Raw genomic sequence first — 14,332 nt, 5'->3', positions numbered from 1 at the left:
GCCGCCTTCTTGGACCCGTTGCTGTTGAACAGCAGCGGCGTCTGCGAGGCCAGCCACGAGTCGCTGTCGCGGATGCCCCACACGGTGAGGATGCCCTGGCCACCGGGCCGGGTCGCAGTAGCGGACCCGGCGTCGGTGGTGCCGGCTTCCCCGGGCCGGACGGCGCGTCTCGGATATTTCGGGTACGACCAGAGATGCCGTCCTGCGACCCTTTCGCACATTTCCGGAGAGACTGCTAAGCATGTTCCGCTACATCTTGCGGCGCCTACTGCAGATGGTCCTGGCGTTCTTCGGGACCACCCTGATCGTCTACGCGCTGACATTCGCCGGGCAGGGCGACCCCATCCAGGCGCTCGCCGGTGAGCGGCCGGTGACGCCGGCCCAACGGGCCTACCTGACCGAGAAGTACCACCTGGACGCCACCGGCGTCGGCGGCTTCTTCTACCGCTACTTCGACTACGTGAAGAACCTGCTCCAGGGCAACCTGGGCGAGTCGCTCACCGGTCGGAACATCGGCGACATCCTCCAGCAGGCCTGGCCGGTCACCGTCCGGCTCGCGCTCATCGCGCTCGCCGTGGCGATCATCTTCGGGGTCACCGCCGGCGTGCTCGCCGGCATCCGCCGGGCCAGCATCTTCGACAACTCGACGCTGGTGCTGACCCTGCTGGTACTGGGCATCCCGACCATCGTGCTGGCCCCGCTGGCGCAGTACTTCCTGGGCGTCAAGTGGCAGCTCTTCCCACCCACCGCCGGCTCCGACCCGACGTTCTACGCACTCCTCCTGCCGGGCATCGTGCTCGGCTCGCTGTCGCTGGCCACCGCCCTGCGGCTCACCCGGGCCTCGGTAGCGGAGAACCTGCGCGCGGACTACGTCCGGACCGCCCGGTCCAAGGGCCTGGTCAAGCGCCGCATCGTCGTCGTCCACGTGCTGCGCAACTCGCTCATCCCGGTGATCACCTTCTTCGGCGTGGAACTGGGCAACCTGATGAGCGGCGCGATCATCACCGAGGGCGTCTTCAACATCCCCGGCGTGGGCTTCAACCTCTTCCGCGGCATCCGCACCGAGGACGGCCCCCTGGTGGTCGGCATCGTCAGCGTGCTCGTCGTGGTCTACCTGCTCTCGAACCTGGTGGTGGACGTTCTGTACGCCGTACTCGACCCGAGGATCCGCTATGAGTGACTTTGAGACCGTGGCGGCCAGCGAGAACCAGGCCGCACGCCGTGGCCCCTCGGGCGAGCCGGGCACACCCAACCAGGTCGGCGCCGCGAACAAGCCCCGCAGCCTGGCCGGGGACGCCTGGCGCGACCTGCGCGGCAATCCGGTCTTCTGGATCTCGCTGGCGCTGGTCGTCATCTTCACCCTGATGGCGCTGCTTCCCGGGGTGTTCACCGCCAACAACCCGAACGACTGCCTGCTGTCCCGGCAGCACGCCGGGCCGTCCGGCGGGGCCATCTTCGGGTACGACTTCCAGGGCTGCGACACGTACTCCCGGGCGGTCTACGGCACCCGCGCCTCGCTGCTGGTCGGCGCGCTCGCCGCGCTCGGCACCGGGATCATCGCGCTGGTGATCGGCATGCTGGCCGGCTACTTCGGCCGCTGGGTCGACGCGGTGCTCTCCCGGGTGATCGACGTGGTGCTCGGCATCCCGCTGCTGCTGGCCGCGATCGTGCTGCTCAAGCGGGTGTCCAGCGACAACCAGTGGGCCCGGATCGGCGCTGTCGTCTTCGTGCTGGCCCTGCTCGGCTGGACCACCGCCGCCCGCGTGGTCCGCTCCTCGGTGATCACCGCGAAGGAGCAGGACTACGTCGCGGCGGCCCGGATGCTCGGCGCCGGCAACAGCCGGATCATGTGGCGGCACATCCTGCCGAACTCGCTGGCCCCGGTCATCGTCGTGCTGACCATCGCGCTCGGCTCGTTCATCGCGGCCGAGGCGACGCTCTCCTTCCTGGGCATCGGCCTGAAGGCGCCGACCATCTCGTGGGGCCAGGACATCGACACCGGTCGCATCCACATGCGGGAGGCGGCCACCCCGCTGATCGTCCCGTCGGCATTCCTCGCGCTGACCGTGCTGGCGTTCATCATGCTCGGCGACGCGATCCGTGACGCCTTCGACCCGAAGCTGCGGTGAGAAACCCATGACCGTCCAACCCACACCCGCCTCCGCCACACCCGAGGGCGGCCACCTGCTGGAGTTGCGGGACCTGCACGTCGAGTTCCGCACCAACGAGGGCGTAGCCCGGGTGATCAACGGCGTGTCCTACCACCTGGACGCCGGCGAGACGCTTGCCGTGCTCGGCGAGTCCGGCTCGGGCAAGTCGGTCACCGCCCAGGCGATCATGGGCATCCTGGACACCCCACCGGCGTTCGTCCGCTCCGGCCAGATCCTCTACCAGGGTCAGGACCTGCTCACCCGCTCCGAGGAGCAGCGTCGGCAGGTACGCGGCACGGAGATCGCGATGATCTTCCAGGACGCGCTCTCCGCCTTGAACCCGGTCTTTCCGGTCGGCTGGCAGATCGGCGAGACGCTGCGCCAGCGCGCCGGGATGTCCCGGTCCGACGCCCGACGCCGCGCCACCGAGTTGATGGACCTGGTCAAGATCCCGGGGGCCGCCAAGCGGATCGGCGACTACCCGCACCAGTTCTCCGGCGGCATGCGGCAGCGCGTCATGATCGCCATGGCGTTGGCGCTGGACCCGAAGGTGCTGATCGCCGACGAGCCCACCACCGCGCTCGACGTGACCGTCCAGGCCCAGATCATGGACCTGCTGGCCGACCTGCGCCGGGAACGCGACATGGCGATGATCCTGATCACCCACGACCTGGGTGTGGTCGCCGGTGTCGCGGACCGGATCGCGGTCATGTACGCCGGCCGGATCGTCGAACACGCCGACGTCCGCTCGCTCTACAAGGCGCCCGCCCACCCGTACACAAAGGGTTTGTTGGAGTCGATCCCGCGCCTGGACGTCCGCGGTGCGGAACTGTCGACGATCAAGGGGTTGCCGCCGAATTTGATGCGCATCCCGTCCGGCTGCCCGTTCCACCCCCGGTGCCCGTACGTCCAGCAGGTCTGCGTGGACGTCGTACCGCACGACCTGGTCCTCGGCGACGGCCGGACCAGCGCTTGCCACTTCGCGCAGGAGGTCCGTGATGACAGCGTCGCCCGCTAACCCCACAAAGGTCCGCGGCGAGACGATCCTCTCCGTCGACAACCTGGTCAAGCACTTCCCGATCACGCAGGGCGTCCTGTTCCAGCGGCAGATCGGCGCGGTCAAGGCCGTCGACGGGGTGAGCTTCGAGCTGCGTCGGGGCGAGACGCTGGGCGTGGTCGGCGAGTCCGGCTGCGGCAAGTCCACCCTCGCCCGGCTGCTGATGCGACTGGAGACGCCCACCTCCGGCCGGGCCACCCTGGAAGGTCGGGACCTGTTCAAGGCCTCCGGGGGCGAGCTGCGTCGGGTACGCCGCAACATGCAGATGGTGATGCAGGACCCGTACACCTCACTGAACCCGCGGATGACCGTCGGCGACATCATCGGTGAGCCGTTCGAGATCCACTCGGATGCCGCTCCGAAGGGCAGCAAGCAGAAGCGGGTCCAGGAGTTGCTCGACCTGGTGGGGCTCAACCCGGAGCACATCAACAGGTACCCGCACCAGTTCTCCGGCGGCCAGCGGCAGCGCATCGGCATCGCCCGTGCGCTCGCCCTGCGGCCCGAGGTGATCGTCTGCGACGAGCCGGTGTCGGCGCTGGACGTCTCCATCCAGGCTCAGGTGATCAACCTGCTGAAGCAGCTCCAGGACGAGCTGGGACTCTCGTACATCTTCATCGCCCACGACCTGTCCGTGGTGCGGCACATCGCCGACCGGGTGGCGGTGATGTACCTCGGCCGGATCGTGGAGATCGGCACCGAGGACGAGATCTACGAGCGAGCCACCCACCCGTACACCCAGGCTCTGCTCTCCGCGGTGCCGGTGCCGGACCCGGAGGCCCGCGACCAGCGCAACATGATCCGGCTGGTCGGCGACGTGCCGAGCCCGGCCGACCCGCCGAGCGGGTGCCACTTCCGGACCCGGTGCTGGAAGGCCCAGGACATCTGCGCCGTCGAAGACCCGGCAACGGTCCCCCGAGCGGCGGACCCGCACCCGTCGGCCTGCCACTTCGCCGAACTCCGCCCAACCACCCCGGCCTGAGGCGGACTCCGACCCGCCAACCCCGTTGATCATGGGGGTTGGCGGGTCGTTCCGTCCGGTCCGGGCTAGTGGAAGAAGTGGCGGGTTCCGGTCAGGTACATCGTCACGTTGGCCTTCTTGGCCGCCGCGATGACCTCTTCGTCGCGGATCGAGCCGCCGGGCTGCACGATGGCACGCACACCGGCGTCGATGAGGATCTGCGGGCCGTCGGCGAACGGGAAGAACGCGTCCGAGGCGGCGACCGCGCCGCGGGCCCGGTCGGCACCGGCGCGGGTGACCGCGAGCTGCGCCGAGTCGACCCGGTTGACCTGACCCATGCCGACCCCGACGGTGGCGCCGTCCCTGGCGAGCAGGATCGCGTTGCTCTTCACCGCGCGGACCGCCCGCCAGGCGAACGCGAGGTCCCGCAGCAGCTCCTCGTCGGCGGCCTCGCCGGTCGCCAACCGCCAGCTGGCCGGGTCGTCGCCGGGGGCGTCCACCCGGTCGGCGACCTGGGCCAGCACGCCGCCGGTCACCGGCCGCAACTCCACCAGGGCCGGCGTCCAGGCCGGTGCCCGCAGCAGCCGGATGTTCTTCTTGCCCTGCAACACCTCGACCGCGCCCTCGTCGAAGCCGGGGGCGACCACCACCTCGGTGAAGATCTCGGCGACCTGCCGGGCCAGCTCTACCGAGACCGGCCGGTTGACCGCGATGACGCCGCCGAACGCCGACACCGGGTCGCAGGCGTGCGCCCGGCGGTGCGCCTCGGCGACGTCCGCGCCGACCGCGATGCCGCACGGGTTGGCGTGCTTGATGATCGCCACCGCCGGCTGGTCGGCGAAGTCGTTCGCGGCCCGCCAGGCGGCGTCGGCGTCGACGTAGTTGTTGTACGACATCTCCTTGCCGTGCAACTGCTCGGCCTGGGCCAGCCCCGCCGGGGCGTCCGGGTCGGTGTAGAGCGCGGCGGGCTGGTGCGGGTTCTCGCCGTAGCGCAGCGCCGTCGTCTTGCGCAGCGCCAGCCCCGCGAACTGCGGCCACCAGTCGTCGGCGGGCGCCAACTCCTGGGCGCACCACCGGGCCACCGCGACGTCGTACTCGGCGATGTCGGCGAACGCCCGCGCGGCCAGCGCGCGACGCTGGGCCACTGTGAAGCCACCCTCGCCGAGCGCGCCGATCAGGGCCGGGTAACCGGTCGGGTCGGTGAGCACGGCGACCGAGGCGTGGTTCTTGGCGGCGGCCCGCACCATGGCCGGGCCACCGATGTCGATCTGCTCCACGCACTCCTCGACGCCGGCGCCGGACGCGACGGTCGCCTGGAACGGGTACAGGTTGGAGACCAGCAGGTCGAACGCCGCCACGCCCAGCTCGTCGAGCTGCGCCACGTGCGTGTCCTTGCGCAGGTCCGCGAGGAGACCCGCGTGCACCTTCGGGTGCAGGGTCTTCACCCGGCCGTCGAGCACCTCGGGGAACCCGGTCACCGTCTCCACCGGCGTCACCGGCACCCCGGCGGCGGCGATGGTGCCCGCGGTGCTGCCGGTGGACACGATCTCCACACCGGCCGCGTGCAGGGCCTGGGCCAGCTCGACCAGCCCGGTCTTGTCGTAGACGCTGACCAGCGCCCGCCTGATCGGGCGGCGCCCGTCCTGAGTGGGACTCACGAAACCGTGACCTTCCTTCCGGTGATGGTCCAGCCTTCGCGGACCAGGCGACCGACCTGCTCGACGAGCTGGCGCCGCTCGGCTTCCTTGATGCGCTCGGTGAGCGTGTCCACGTCGTCGCCGTCGAGCACCGGCACCGCGACCTGCGCGACGATCGGCCCGGTGTCCATGCCGGCGTCGACGAAGAAGAGGGTGGCCCCGGTGAGCTTCACGCCGTAGGCGAGGGCGTCCCGCGGACCGTGAATGCCGGGGAACGCCGGCAGCAGGGTGTTGTGGGTGTTCAGGTAGCGGTCACCGAAGGCGGCGAGGAACTGCGGGCCGACCAGCTTGAGGAAACCGGCGGAGATGACCAGGTCGGGTTGGTGCTTCGCGACGTGCGCGGTGAGCGCGGCGTCCCAGTCCTCCCGGGTGTCGTGGTCACGGACCCGCTCGACGAAGGTCGGCACCCCGGCCGCCTCAGCCCGGTCCAGGCCCGCGATGCCGTCGCGGTCCGCGCCGACCGCGACGACCTGCGCACCGTACGCGGGGTCGGCGGCGGCATCCAGCAACGACTGGAGGTTGCTTCCGGAGCCGGAGACGAGGACGACGATGCGGGCGACAGGCGCGGGCTCGGTCACCGGGCCACCCTATCGGGCAGGTCAGGATGCCCTTCCGCTGGGCGGTGCGCCGATCTTTGACGGCGCCGACGAGCATCGACCCGGTACGCTGCCGCACGCTCGGGCCGAACGTCCCGTCGACCCGCGCTCCGGCACTGGCCCGACACGCGGAACTGGTCAAGAAGGGCCTTTTTCTGCGCTTCGGGAAAGATGTTCCCCGCTTGCCGCACTGGGCATCGGGAGGACTGACCGCGATCATGGATGGAACAACAGCAGTAACTGACGGAACCAGTCCAAGGAGCTTCTCGAATGCAGCCCGGTAACCCCGGTCAGGACCCGTACGGCCAGCAGCCCAACCAGGACCCGACCGCCCCCCAGCCGCCAGCCGCCCCGTACGGCCAGCAGCCCACCTCCGGCCAGCCGTACGGCCAGCAGGACCCGTACGCGGCACCGCAGGCCCCGTACGGCCAGCAGCCCACCTCGGGGCAGCCGTACGGCCAGCAGCCGCCGTACCAGGACCCGTACGGCCAGCAGCAGCCCCAGTACGGCGGCGCCCCGACGTACCCGAACGCCGGATACCCGCAGGCCGCGGGGCAGAACAACACCCTCGGCCTGGTGTCGATGATCCTCGGTATCGCGTCGATCCCGCTGCTCTGCTGCTTCTACCTGGGCATCCCGGTCGGCATCGCGGCCGTGGTCACCGGTTACCTCGCCCGGCAGAAGGTCGCCCAGGGCCAGGCCAACAACGCCGGGCAGGCCAAGGCCGGCCTGATCTGCGGCGCGGTCGGCGTCGGGCTCGGCATCCTGTTGATCATCCTGCTCGTCGTGGCACAGGTCACGCTCCCCGGCCAGTCCTGACCAGCTCGCTGTCGACGGGGCGCTCCGGATTCGTCCGGGGCGCCCCGCGCTCGTTCACCCGCCCGACAGACGCGGCTGGGCGTCCCGGCCTACTGCGCGGGGGCGCGGTTGAGCACTCGGGTGGCCGCGGCACCGAGCAGTGCGCCGACCGCGATGACGCCTGCCGCCACCGCCCCGACCTGCCAGCCCACCGGCCCGACCTGGACCAGCCGACCGGCACCGAGCGGCCCGCCGGACACCGCGGCGGCCACGCCGAGCAGCACCCCGGCCACCGGCCCGGCCAGCGCCGCCGGCACCAGCACCTCAGCCCAGCGCTGCGGGGCCCGCTCCGGCCCGGCGAGTCGCGCCACCCGGCGGGCGAGCAACCAGCCGGCGACCATCCCGGCCAGCACCGGCACCGCGAGCAGGAGAGCGCCGAAGCCGTCCACCGGACCTCGCGGCAGGCCGGCGAGCAGTGGCACGGCCGGCAACGCGCCGACCGACACCTCGCTGGTGCGGACCGCGGTGTCGGTGCCGACCGCGAAACCCGGCCCGAGCAGGTAGCTGGCTGACCAGATCGCCGCGTTCGGCGCGTACGCGGCACTGACCAGGGTGATCCCGGCCTGCCCGGCGACCCCGGTCCGGTACGCGCCGATCATGTCGGCCGCGTCGCCGCCGCCGGTGGCCACCGCCAGGCCAGCCGCGCCGGCACCCGCCCCGAGCAGCAGCAGCCCGGCCACCAGGCCGGTGCGCACGCCGTGGCGCACCGGGCCGGGCAGCCGGGTGACGAGCAGCCGGGTCACGGCGGTGACGCGGGTCGCGCCGACCAGCGCGGCGAGGGTGCCGACCACCGCGAACGTCGCTCCGGCCCGGAGCACGGACACGTCCGGTCCGTCGGTGCCGATCAGCACCGCCGCGAGCGCGCCAAGCAGCGCGTACGCGATGCCGACCGCACCCGCGGCGAGCAGCGCCCGACGCGGCGAGCGGGTGTCGCGGGCGCCGAGCGCGCGGCTGACGTGCACGCCGGCCCGGGTCAGCCGCCACAGGGCGAGCACGGTCAGCGCCAGCGGGGCGAGCCCGAGCGGACCGGCCGCGGTGTGCAGCGGCACGCCGTGCCCGAGCAGCCAGCCGGCCAGCGCGGTGCGCAGGGTGTTGGTCAGAGTGCCGGAATCCGCGCCGAGCTGAACCAGGCCGAGCACGAGGGCAACCGGCAGGTAGGAGGTGAGCGCGGCCCAGCAGGCGGCCACCCCGGCGGCGACGGGCAACGGCGCACGCCCGCGTGGCGACCCGCCCGCGCGGGGCGCGGGCACCCGTCGGGCCGGTGCGGCACGATCGACCGGCCGGTGGTCGGCGCTCACACCACCGGGACGGCTGGGACGGTCAGGGGTGACGGGGGACATCCGCTCTACTCTGGCACGTCGTGAAGGCGGTGGCAGTCCGTTAACCCGTCCAAAGGGCGACGAGTTGGCCGAACCAGGGCCCCGGCGACCCGGTCCGGTCTAGCCTCGGCCACAGGGGGCGCGAGACGCTGCCGCCCGGGTCGGGTCCGCCGGTCGCGGTCCGGCCGGCTCGCCGTCCACGACCGCCCGGAGGAAGCTGTGACGACGCCATACCCGCCACCCCCGCCCCCACCGGCCCGGGGACGGGACCGGACCACGCTCTGGGGTGTGCTGGGCATCGTGCTGGGGCTGATCTGCTGCGGCATCCTGGGCATCGTCTTCGGCTACCTGTCCATCCGGGACGCCCGCCGGTACGGGCAGTCGCCGCTGCTGGGTTACCTCGCCATCGTGTTCGGCGTGATCAACATCATCGGCGGGGCGATCCTGCGCGCGACAGGCAACTACCCGTTCTGGAACAACGACTGACAGGCGAAGAGCGCGCGTACGCCGAAGGGGGTCGACCGTCACCGGTCGACCCCCTTCGGTGTTGCCTGGCCGGCTCAGTTGCCGGACATGATCTCCCGCATCAGGTTCGCGGTCTCGGTCGGCGTCTTGCCGACCTTGACCCCGACCGCCTCCAGCGCCGCCTGCTTCGCCTCGGCGGTGCCGGCCGAGCCGGAGATGATCGCCCCGGCGTGACCCATGGTCTTGCCGGGCGGGGCGGTGAAGCCGGCGATGTAGCCGACCACCGGCTTTGTGACGTTCGCCTTGATGAACTCGGCGGCCCGCTCCTCGGCGTCGCCACCGATCTCGCCGATCATCACGATGGCGTCGGTCTCCGGGTCGGCCTCGAACGCCGCCAGGGCGTCGATGTGGGTGGTCCCGATGATCGGGTCGCCGCCGATGCCGACGCAGGTGGAGAAGCCGATGTCGCGCAGCTCGTACATCATCTGGTAGGTCAGCGTGCCGCTCTTGCTGACCAGGCCGATCCGGCCGGAGCCGGTGATGTCGGCCGGAATGATGCCGGCGTTGGACGCGCCGGGCGAGGCGATGCCGGGGCAGTTCGGCCCGATGATCCGGGTCTGCTCACCCTTCGCCACGTTGTACGCCCAGAACGACGCGGTGTCGTGCACCGGCACGCCCTCGGTGATCACCACGGCCAGGCCGATCGCGGCGTCGATCGCCTCGACCACTGCGGCCTTGGTGAACTGCGGCGGCACGAAGATGACAGTGACGTCGGCCCCGGTCTCGGCCATCGCGTCCACGACGGACGCGAAGACCGGCAACTCGGTGCCGTCGAAGTCGACCTTCTGGCCCGCCTTGCGCGGGTTGACGCCGCCCACCACGTTGGTGCCGGCGGCGAGCATCCGCCGGGTGTGCTTGGAACCCTCGGAACCGGTCATCCCCTGAACGATGACCTTCGAGTCCTTGGTCAGCCAGATAGCCATGATCAGACCCCCGCAGCTGCCAGCTCGGCGGCCCGCTCGGCCGCACCGTCCATGGTGTCCACCCGCTGCACGAGCGGGTTGTTCGCGCCGTCCAGGATCGCCCGGCCGGCCTCGGCGTTGTTGCCGTCGAGACGGACGACGAGCGGCTTGGTGACCTGCTCGCCGCGCTGCTCCAGCAGGGCCAGCGCCTGGATGATGCCGTTGGCGACCTCGTCGCAGGCGGTGATGCCGCCGAAGACGTTGACGAAGACGCTCTTCACGGCCGGGTCGGAGAGCACGATCTCCAGCCCGTTCGCCATCACCGCGGCGCTCGCGCCGCCGCCGATGTCGAGGAAGTTGGCCGGCTTGACGTTGCCGTGCCGCTCCCCGGCGTACGCGACGACGTCGAGGGTCGACATGACCAGACCCGCGCCGTTGCCGATGATGCCGACCTCGCCGTCGAGCTTGACGTAGTTGAGGTCCTTGGCCTTGGCGGCCTGCTCCAGCGGGTCCACCGCGGCCTGGTCGACGAGCGCCTCGTGGTCCGGGTGCCGGAACGCGGCGTTCTCGTCCAGGCTGATCTTGGCGTCCAGCAGCAGCATCCGGCCGTCGCCGTTCTTGGCGAGCGGGTTGACCTCGACCAGGGTGGCGTCCTCGGCGACGAACGCCTGCCACAGGCCGACGGCGATCTCGACCACCTGGTCGGCGACCTCGGCCGGGAAGCCGGCAGCGGTCACGATCTCGCGGGCCTTGGCCTCGTCCACGCCCTTCACGGCGTCGATCGGGGCCTTCACCACCTTGTCGGGGGTGTCGGCGGCGACCTGCTCGATGTCCATGCCGCCGGCGACGCTGGCGATGCAGAGGAAGGTGCGGTTCGCCCGGTCGAGCAGGTACGAGAAGTAGTACTCGTCGGCCACGTCCGCGGTCACCGTGATCATGACCTTGTGGACGGTGTGGCCCTTGATGTCCATGCCGAGGATGTCGGTGGCGCGGGCCACCGTCTCCTCGGCGCCCTCGGCCAGCTTGACGCCGCCGGCCTTACCTCGGCCGCCGACCTTCACCTGCGCTTTGACGACCACGCGACCGCCGAGGCGTTCGGCGATCGCACGGGCCTCTTCCGGGGTAGTGGCGACGCCGCCGGCCAACACGGGCAAGCCGTGCCGCTCGAACAGGTCCCGCCCCTGGTACTCGTACAGGTCCACGATTGCGCGTCCCGTCCCGTCTCCGCGGCGCGCCGTCGCGCCGCCACCAGCGTTCAAAAAACAGTTTGACGCCTGTCATCAGTTGAAACAGGCCATTGGCCGCAGCCTAGCGAGGTCGGCACCGCCGGCAACCGAGCGGGTGCGCGGTGTGCGGTAATGCACAACCGGACATCGGGAGCGGCCGGTTCCGGCCATGACTCGGGCCGCATCCACCGTCCGGGCGATGTTGCCCTGGTTGCGTAACCCGGCCGTGGGGGCGTCGTTGAGTCAGATGTCGGAGCGCTGAACAGCGCGATGACGGGAGACGGCCGATGCCCTGTCGGTCGAGGGGTGGCGGCGGGGCATCGTGCATAGAGGGGCCGGACGTGTGAGGGGTGCGTCCGGCCCCTCCCCCGTGCCCAGATCCGGTCGCCGAAGGGGACCGTCGCGACGAGCCTCAGGAAACCGGCTGCGCGACGTTCTGTCGGACCCACTCGACGATCGCCTGAGTGGTGGCGCCCGGCGTGAAGATCTTTGCGACGCCCAGCTTTTCCAACTCGGGAATGTCGCCCTTCGGAATGATGCCGCCACCGAACACGACGATGTCGCGGGCATCCCGCTCGCCGAGCAGTTCCAGCACCCGCCGGAAGAGCGTCATGTGCGCGCCGGAGAGGACGGACAGGCCGACCGCGTCGGCGTCCTCCTGGATGGCGGTCTCCACGATCTGCTCGGGGGTCTGGTGCAGGCCGGTGTAGACGACCTCCATCCCCGCGTCCCGCAGTGCGCGCGCGACGACCTTCGCTCCCCGGTCGTGGCCGTCCAGACCGGGCTTGGCGACGACGACCCGAATTCGAGAGCTCATCAGCACACCTTTCACCGGCTACACGGCCTTCACCTGAACGAACGGTAACCCGGCGGACCCGGCCCGGAAAATCCGGGCTCGACGCCCGACCACCGCCCGGCGGGACCACGGCCAGCCAAGAGATACCCGCCCGAGCGAGGCGCACCGCCCCGGCGTGGTCCGGCACTGGCCGCAGTCAAGCCGGACGACTCCGCCGGACCGGTCACGCTCGGCGACGAACGGGCAGCAACAGGGCACCCGTTTGGCGTCACGATGCGTGACAATCATGGACGCAAACGGACAGATCGACACGCCAATTTGGCGGTCTAGCTTGTGACTCGTCTGGTGGTTGGCTAACGTGTCCACGGTTGTCATCAGGTCCATGGACGGGTGACGACGCGGTCAGCAGACGTTCACTGGAGCCTCACGAACGTCCACCGGCCGCTTCGGAACCCCGACAACGGAGGGTGTGCGTGCGCCAGCGCCTGTCGTCTGAGCCCGATCGATATCGCGGTCGTCGCCGCGTGCCCACCCCACCGCGTAGCCGTTACGCCGCTGTCGTCACCACCGCTTTCGTCGGGGCCGGCATCGTTGCGCTCGGCGCCAGCGCCCTGCCGGACGCCAAGGACGTCAGCCCGACGGTGCTCGACGAGCTCAAGCAGGCGTCGGTCACCAGCCAGGACGTCGCGGCCCGTGCGGACAACGCCGACCGCGCCTCGCGGGACAGCCGCAGCAAGGACAGCGCCGAGCCCGAGGTGTGGCTGCTGCCACTCCAGGGCTACGACTTCAACTCCCCCTACGGGATGCGCTGGGGCAAGATGCACACCGGCGTGGACCTGGTCGCCGGCGAGGGCACGCCCTATGTGGCGATCCACGACGGCCTGGTCACCAAGGCCGGCTGGTTCGGCGGGTACGGCAACGCCGTGATCGTCCAGCACGCCGACGGCAGCGAGGCCATCTACGGCCACTCCTCCGCGGTGAGCGTCAAGGAAGGCCAGCAGATCAAGGCGGGCGACCAGCTCGGCCTGGTCGGCCAGACCGGCCACGCCTACGGCACCCACCTGCACCTTGAGATCCATGTCAAGGGCAAGCCGATCGACCCGGTGCCGTTCCTCCAGGACCGCGGAGTGGACATCAAGCTGCAAGTCGAGGCAATCTACAGCGAGGTAGCCGGCTCCTGACGCTGCGTACCGACCGTTGACCGCCCGGATCTGTCGATCCGGGCGGTTTTTCGTGGGCTCATGTCTGCCAGGTCACAGTGGAGATTGTGAGCGGCGACACCCTACCGCATGATCACTTTTCCGGTCGTAGCGCCGCAGAGCGGGTCATACCCGGGCAGGCGAGCAGCCCCCCAACGCCCGGCCACCCGGTCCCCGTACCGCCCCCGGCTCGGCCCGACACCAGTATTTCGAGGTCAAGTGCCCCTCGACTGTGAAGGTCCGCCGTGCAGGAAGACAGCCCCGTCCAGAACGAGAACACCCCCGACACCGCCCCGACCGAGCAGCCGCAGCACCCCCGTCGGCGCAACCGCCTCATCGTGCTCGGCGCGGCCGCTCTGATCGCCCTCGGCCTCGGTGGCGTCGTCGTCGCCACCACCGGCACCGACCACCCGGCACCCGCCGCCGTCTCCCTCGACGCGCAGTCCCGCAACGAGGCCGCCAGCCGGGCCGACCGCTCCGCTCGCGAGACGAGCACGCCGGTCACCCCCTCGGTCAGCCCCACGCCGAGCCCGTCAGCGACAAGCGCCAGCCCGGCACCCACGCAGACGGCCGCCGCGAAGGCCAAGCCCAAGCCGAAGAAGACCACCAAGCCCACGCCCGCCTGGGTCGACCCGATGCCGGGAGCAGCTGTCACCTCCTGCTACGGGCAGCGCTGGGGAACCCTGCACGCTGGCATCGATCTGGCACTGCCCTCCGGTACGCCGATTCGCGCCGCGGCCGCCGGCACCGTGACCCAGGCCGGTGACGCCGCCGACGGGTACGGCAACTCAGTCTTCGTCGACCACGGCACCGGGTACCTGACCCACTACGCCCACCAGAGCCGCATCGCGGTCACCGTGGGGCAGAAGGTCAAGGCCGGCCAGATCATCGGCTACGAAGGCGCGACCGGCGACGCTACCGGCCCACACCTGCACTTCGAGGTGCACCAGGGCATGTGGAACCAGATCGATCCGGCCCCGTTCATGCGGGCGCACGGCGTGGACCTGGGCTGCTGAGCCGACGCGGCATCCGGACAGGAGTGGCCTCCG

The 14,332-nt window shown here is 70.9% G+C and carries 14 protein-coding genes and 1 pseudogene; 8 read left to right on the top strand and 7 right to left on the bottom strand.

From position 1 onward, the window contains the following. Positions 1-95: pseudogene (locus ABZU25_RS28650) on the bottom strand (endo-1,4-beta-xylanase); the annotation flags it as partial. A 146-nt stretch (positions 96-241) separates the two neighbouring features. Here ABZU25_RS28650 and ABZU25_RS28645 point away from each other — a divergent pair. Genes ABZU25_RS28645 through ABZU25_RS28630 form a run of 4 tightly spaced genes read left to right on the top strand, consistent with a single transcriptional unit; the run spans position 242 to position 4,186 of the window. Next, entirely contained in the window at positions 242-1,180 is a 939-nt protein-coding gene (locus ABZU25_RS28645; protein ID WP_355032470.1) for an ABC transporter permease, read from the top strand. Then, positions 1,173-2,129, top strand: coding sequence for an ABC transporter permease (locus tag ABZU25_RS28640; RefSeq protein WP_355032469.1), 957 nt, complete (start codon positions 1,173-1,175; stop codon positions 2,127-2,129). Before ABZU25_RS28645 ends, ABZU25_RS28640 begins: the two co-directional genes overlap by 8 nt. 7 nt (positions 2,130-2,136) lie before the next feature. Next, complete coding sequence (locus tag ABZU25_RS28635; RefSeq protein ID WP_355032468.1) at positions 2,137-3,168, top strand: ABC transporter ATP-binding protein; 1,032 nt, start codon at positions 2,137-2,139, stop codon at positions 3,166-3,168. Then, positions 3,149-4,186 carry a dipeptide ABC transporter ATP-binding protein gene (locus tag ABZU25_RS28630; protein WP_355032467.1) on the top strand — a complete coding sequence of 346 codons (1,038 nt, stop codon included), beginning with the start codon at positions 3,149-3,151 and terminating at the stop codon, positions 4,184-4,186. Before ABZU25_RS28635 ends, ABZU25_RS28630 begins: the two co-directional genes overlap by 20 nt. A gap of 65 nt (positions 4,187-4,251) precedes the next feature. Here ABZU25_RS28630 and purH read toward each other — a convergent pair whose 3' ends face one another. Further along, positions 4,252-5,823: a bifunctional phosphoribosylaminoimidazolecarboxamide formyltransferase/IMP cyclohydrolase gene (gene purH / locus ABZU25_RS28625; protein WP_355032466.1), complete on the bottom strand. Its 1,572-nt coding sequence runs from the start codon at positions 5,821-5,823 to the stop codon at positions 4,252-4,254. Then, positions 5,820-6,440, bottom strand: coding sequence for a phosphoribosylglycinamide formyltransferase (gene purN, locus ABZU25_RS28620; protein ID WP_355032465.1), 621 nt, complete (start codon positions 6,438-6,440; stop codon positions 5,820-5,822). The genes purH and purN overlap by 4 nt, the downstream gene beginning before the upstream one ends. Before the next feature lie 288 nt (positions 6,441-6,728). On the opposite strand from purN, the gene ABZU25_RS28615 reads away from it, so the two are divergent. Next, positions 6,729-7,277 (top strand): DUF4190 domain-containing protein, encoded by a 549-nt coding sequence (locus ABZU25_RS28615; RefSeq protein ID WP_355032464.1) that lies wholly within the window; start codon positions 6,729-6,731, stop codon positions 7,275-7,277. 89 nt (positions 7,278-7,366) lie between these two features. On the opposite strand, the gene ABZU25_RS28610 is transcribed toward ABZU25_RS28615, so the two are convergent. Beyond that, positions 7,367-8,656, bottom strand: a complete 1,290-nt coding sequence (locus tag ABZU25_RS28610) for a DUF6350 family protein (RefSeq protein WP_355032463.1) — start codon at positions 8,654-8,656, stop codon at positions 7,367-7,369. A gap of 198 nt (positions 8,657-8,854) precedes the next feature. On the opposite strand from ABZU25_RS28610, the gene ABZU25_RS28605 reads away from it, so the two are divergent. Continuing rightward, positions 8,855-9,121: a DUF4190 domain-containing protein gene (locus ABZU25_RS28605; protein WP_355032462.1), complete on the top strand. Its 267-nt coding sequence runs from the start codon at positions 8,855-8,857 to the stop codon at positions 9,119-9,121. Positions 9,122-9,195: 74 nt separating this feature from the next. Here the strand turns inward: ABZU25_RS28605 and sucD are convergent, their stop codons facing one another. The 3 genes from sucD to ABZU25_RS28590 form a co-directional block, all read right to left on the bottom strand. Beyond that, positions 9,196-10,083 (bottom strand): succinate--CoA ligase subunit alpha, encoded by an 888-nt coding sequence (gene sucD / locus ABZU25_RS28600; RefSeq protein ID WP_355032461.1) that lies wholly within the window; start codon positions 10,081-10,083, stop codon positions 9,196-9,198. Positions 10,084-10,085: 2 nt separating this feature from the next. After that, positions 10,086-11,264: an ADP-forming succinate--CoA ligase subunit beta gene (gene sucC / locus ABZU25_RS28595; protein WP_355032460.1), complete on the bottom strand. Its 1,179-nt coding sequence runs from the start codon at positions 11,262-11,264 to the stop codon at positions 10,086-10,088. Positions 11,265-11,700: 436 nt separating this feature from the next. Continuing rightward, on the bottom strand, positions 11,701-12,105 hold the full coding sequence (locus ABZU25_RS28590) for a cobalamin B12-binding domain-containing protein (RefSeq protein ID WP_355032459.1): 405 nt from the start codon (positions 12,103-12,105) through the stop codon (positions 11,701-11,703). A gap of 452 nt (positions 12,106-12,557) precedes the next feature. Between ABZU25_RS28590 and ABZU25_RS28585 the strand changes: the two genes are divergently transcribed. Together ABZU25_RS28585 and ABZU25_RS28580 are read left to right on the top strand one after the other, a co-directional pair. Then, a complete protein-coding gene (locus ABZU25_RS28585; protein ID WP_355032458.1) occupies positions 12,558-13,265 on the top strand; it encodes a M23 family metallopeptidase in 708 nt (235 codons plus the stop codon). A gap of 263 nt (positions 13,266-13,528) precedes the next feature. Next, positions 13,529-14,299, top strand: a complete 771-nt coding sequence (locus ABZU25_RS28580) for a M23 family metallopeptidase (protein WP_355032457.1) — start codon at positions 13,529-13,531, stop codon at positions 14,297-14,299. Positions 14,300-14,332: the final 33 nt, after the last annotated feature.

It is taken from the genome of Micromonospora sp. NPDC005215 (genome assembly GCF_040607915.1).
In the GTDB taxonomy this organism is placed as follows: Bacteria; Actinomycetota; Actinomycetes; order Mycobacteriales; family Micromonosporaceae; genus Micromonospora.
Note: the sequence above shows the minus strand (reverse complement) of the source record. Positions and strands in the feature narration are given on the sequence as shown.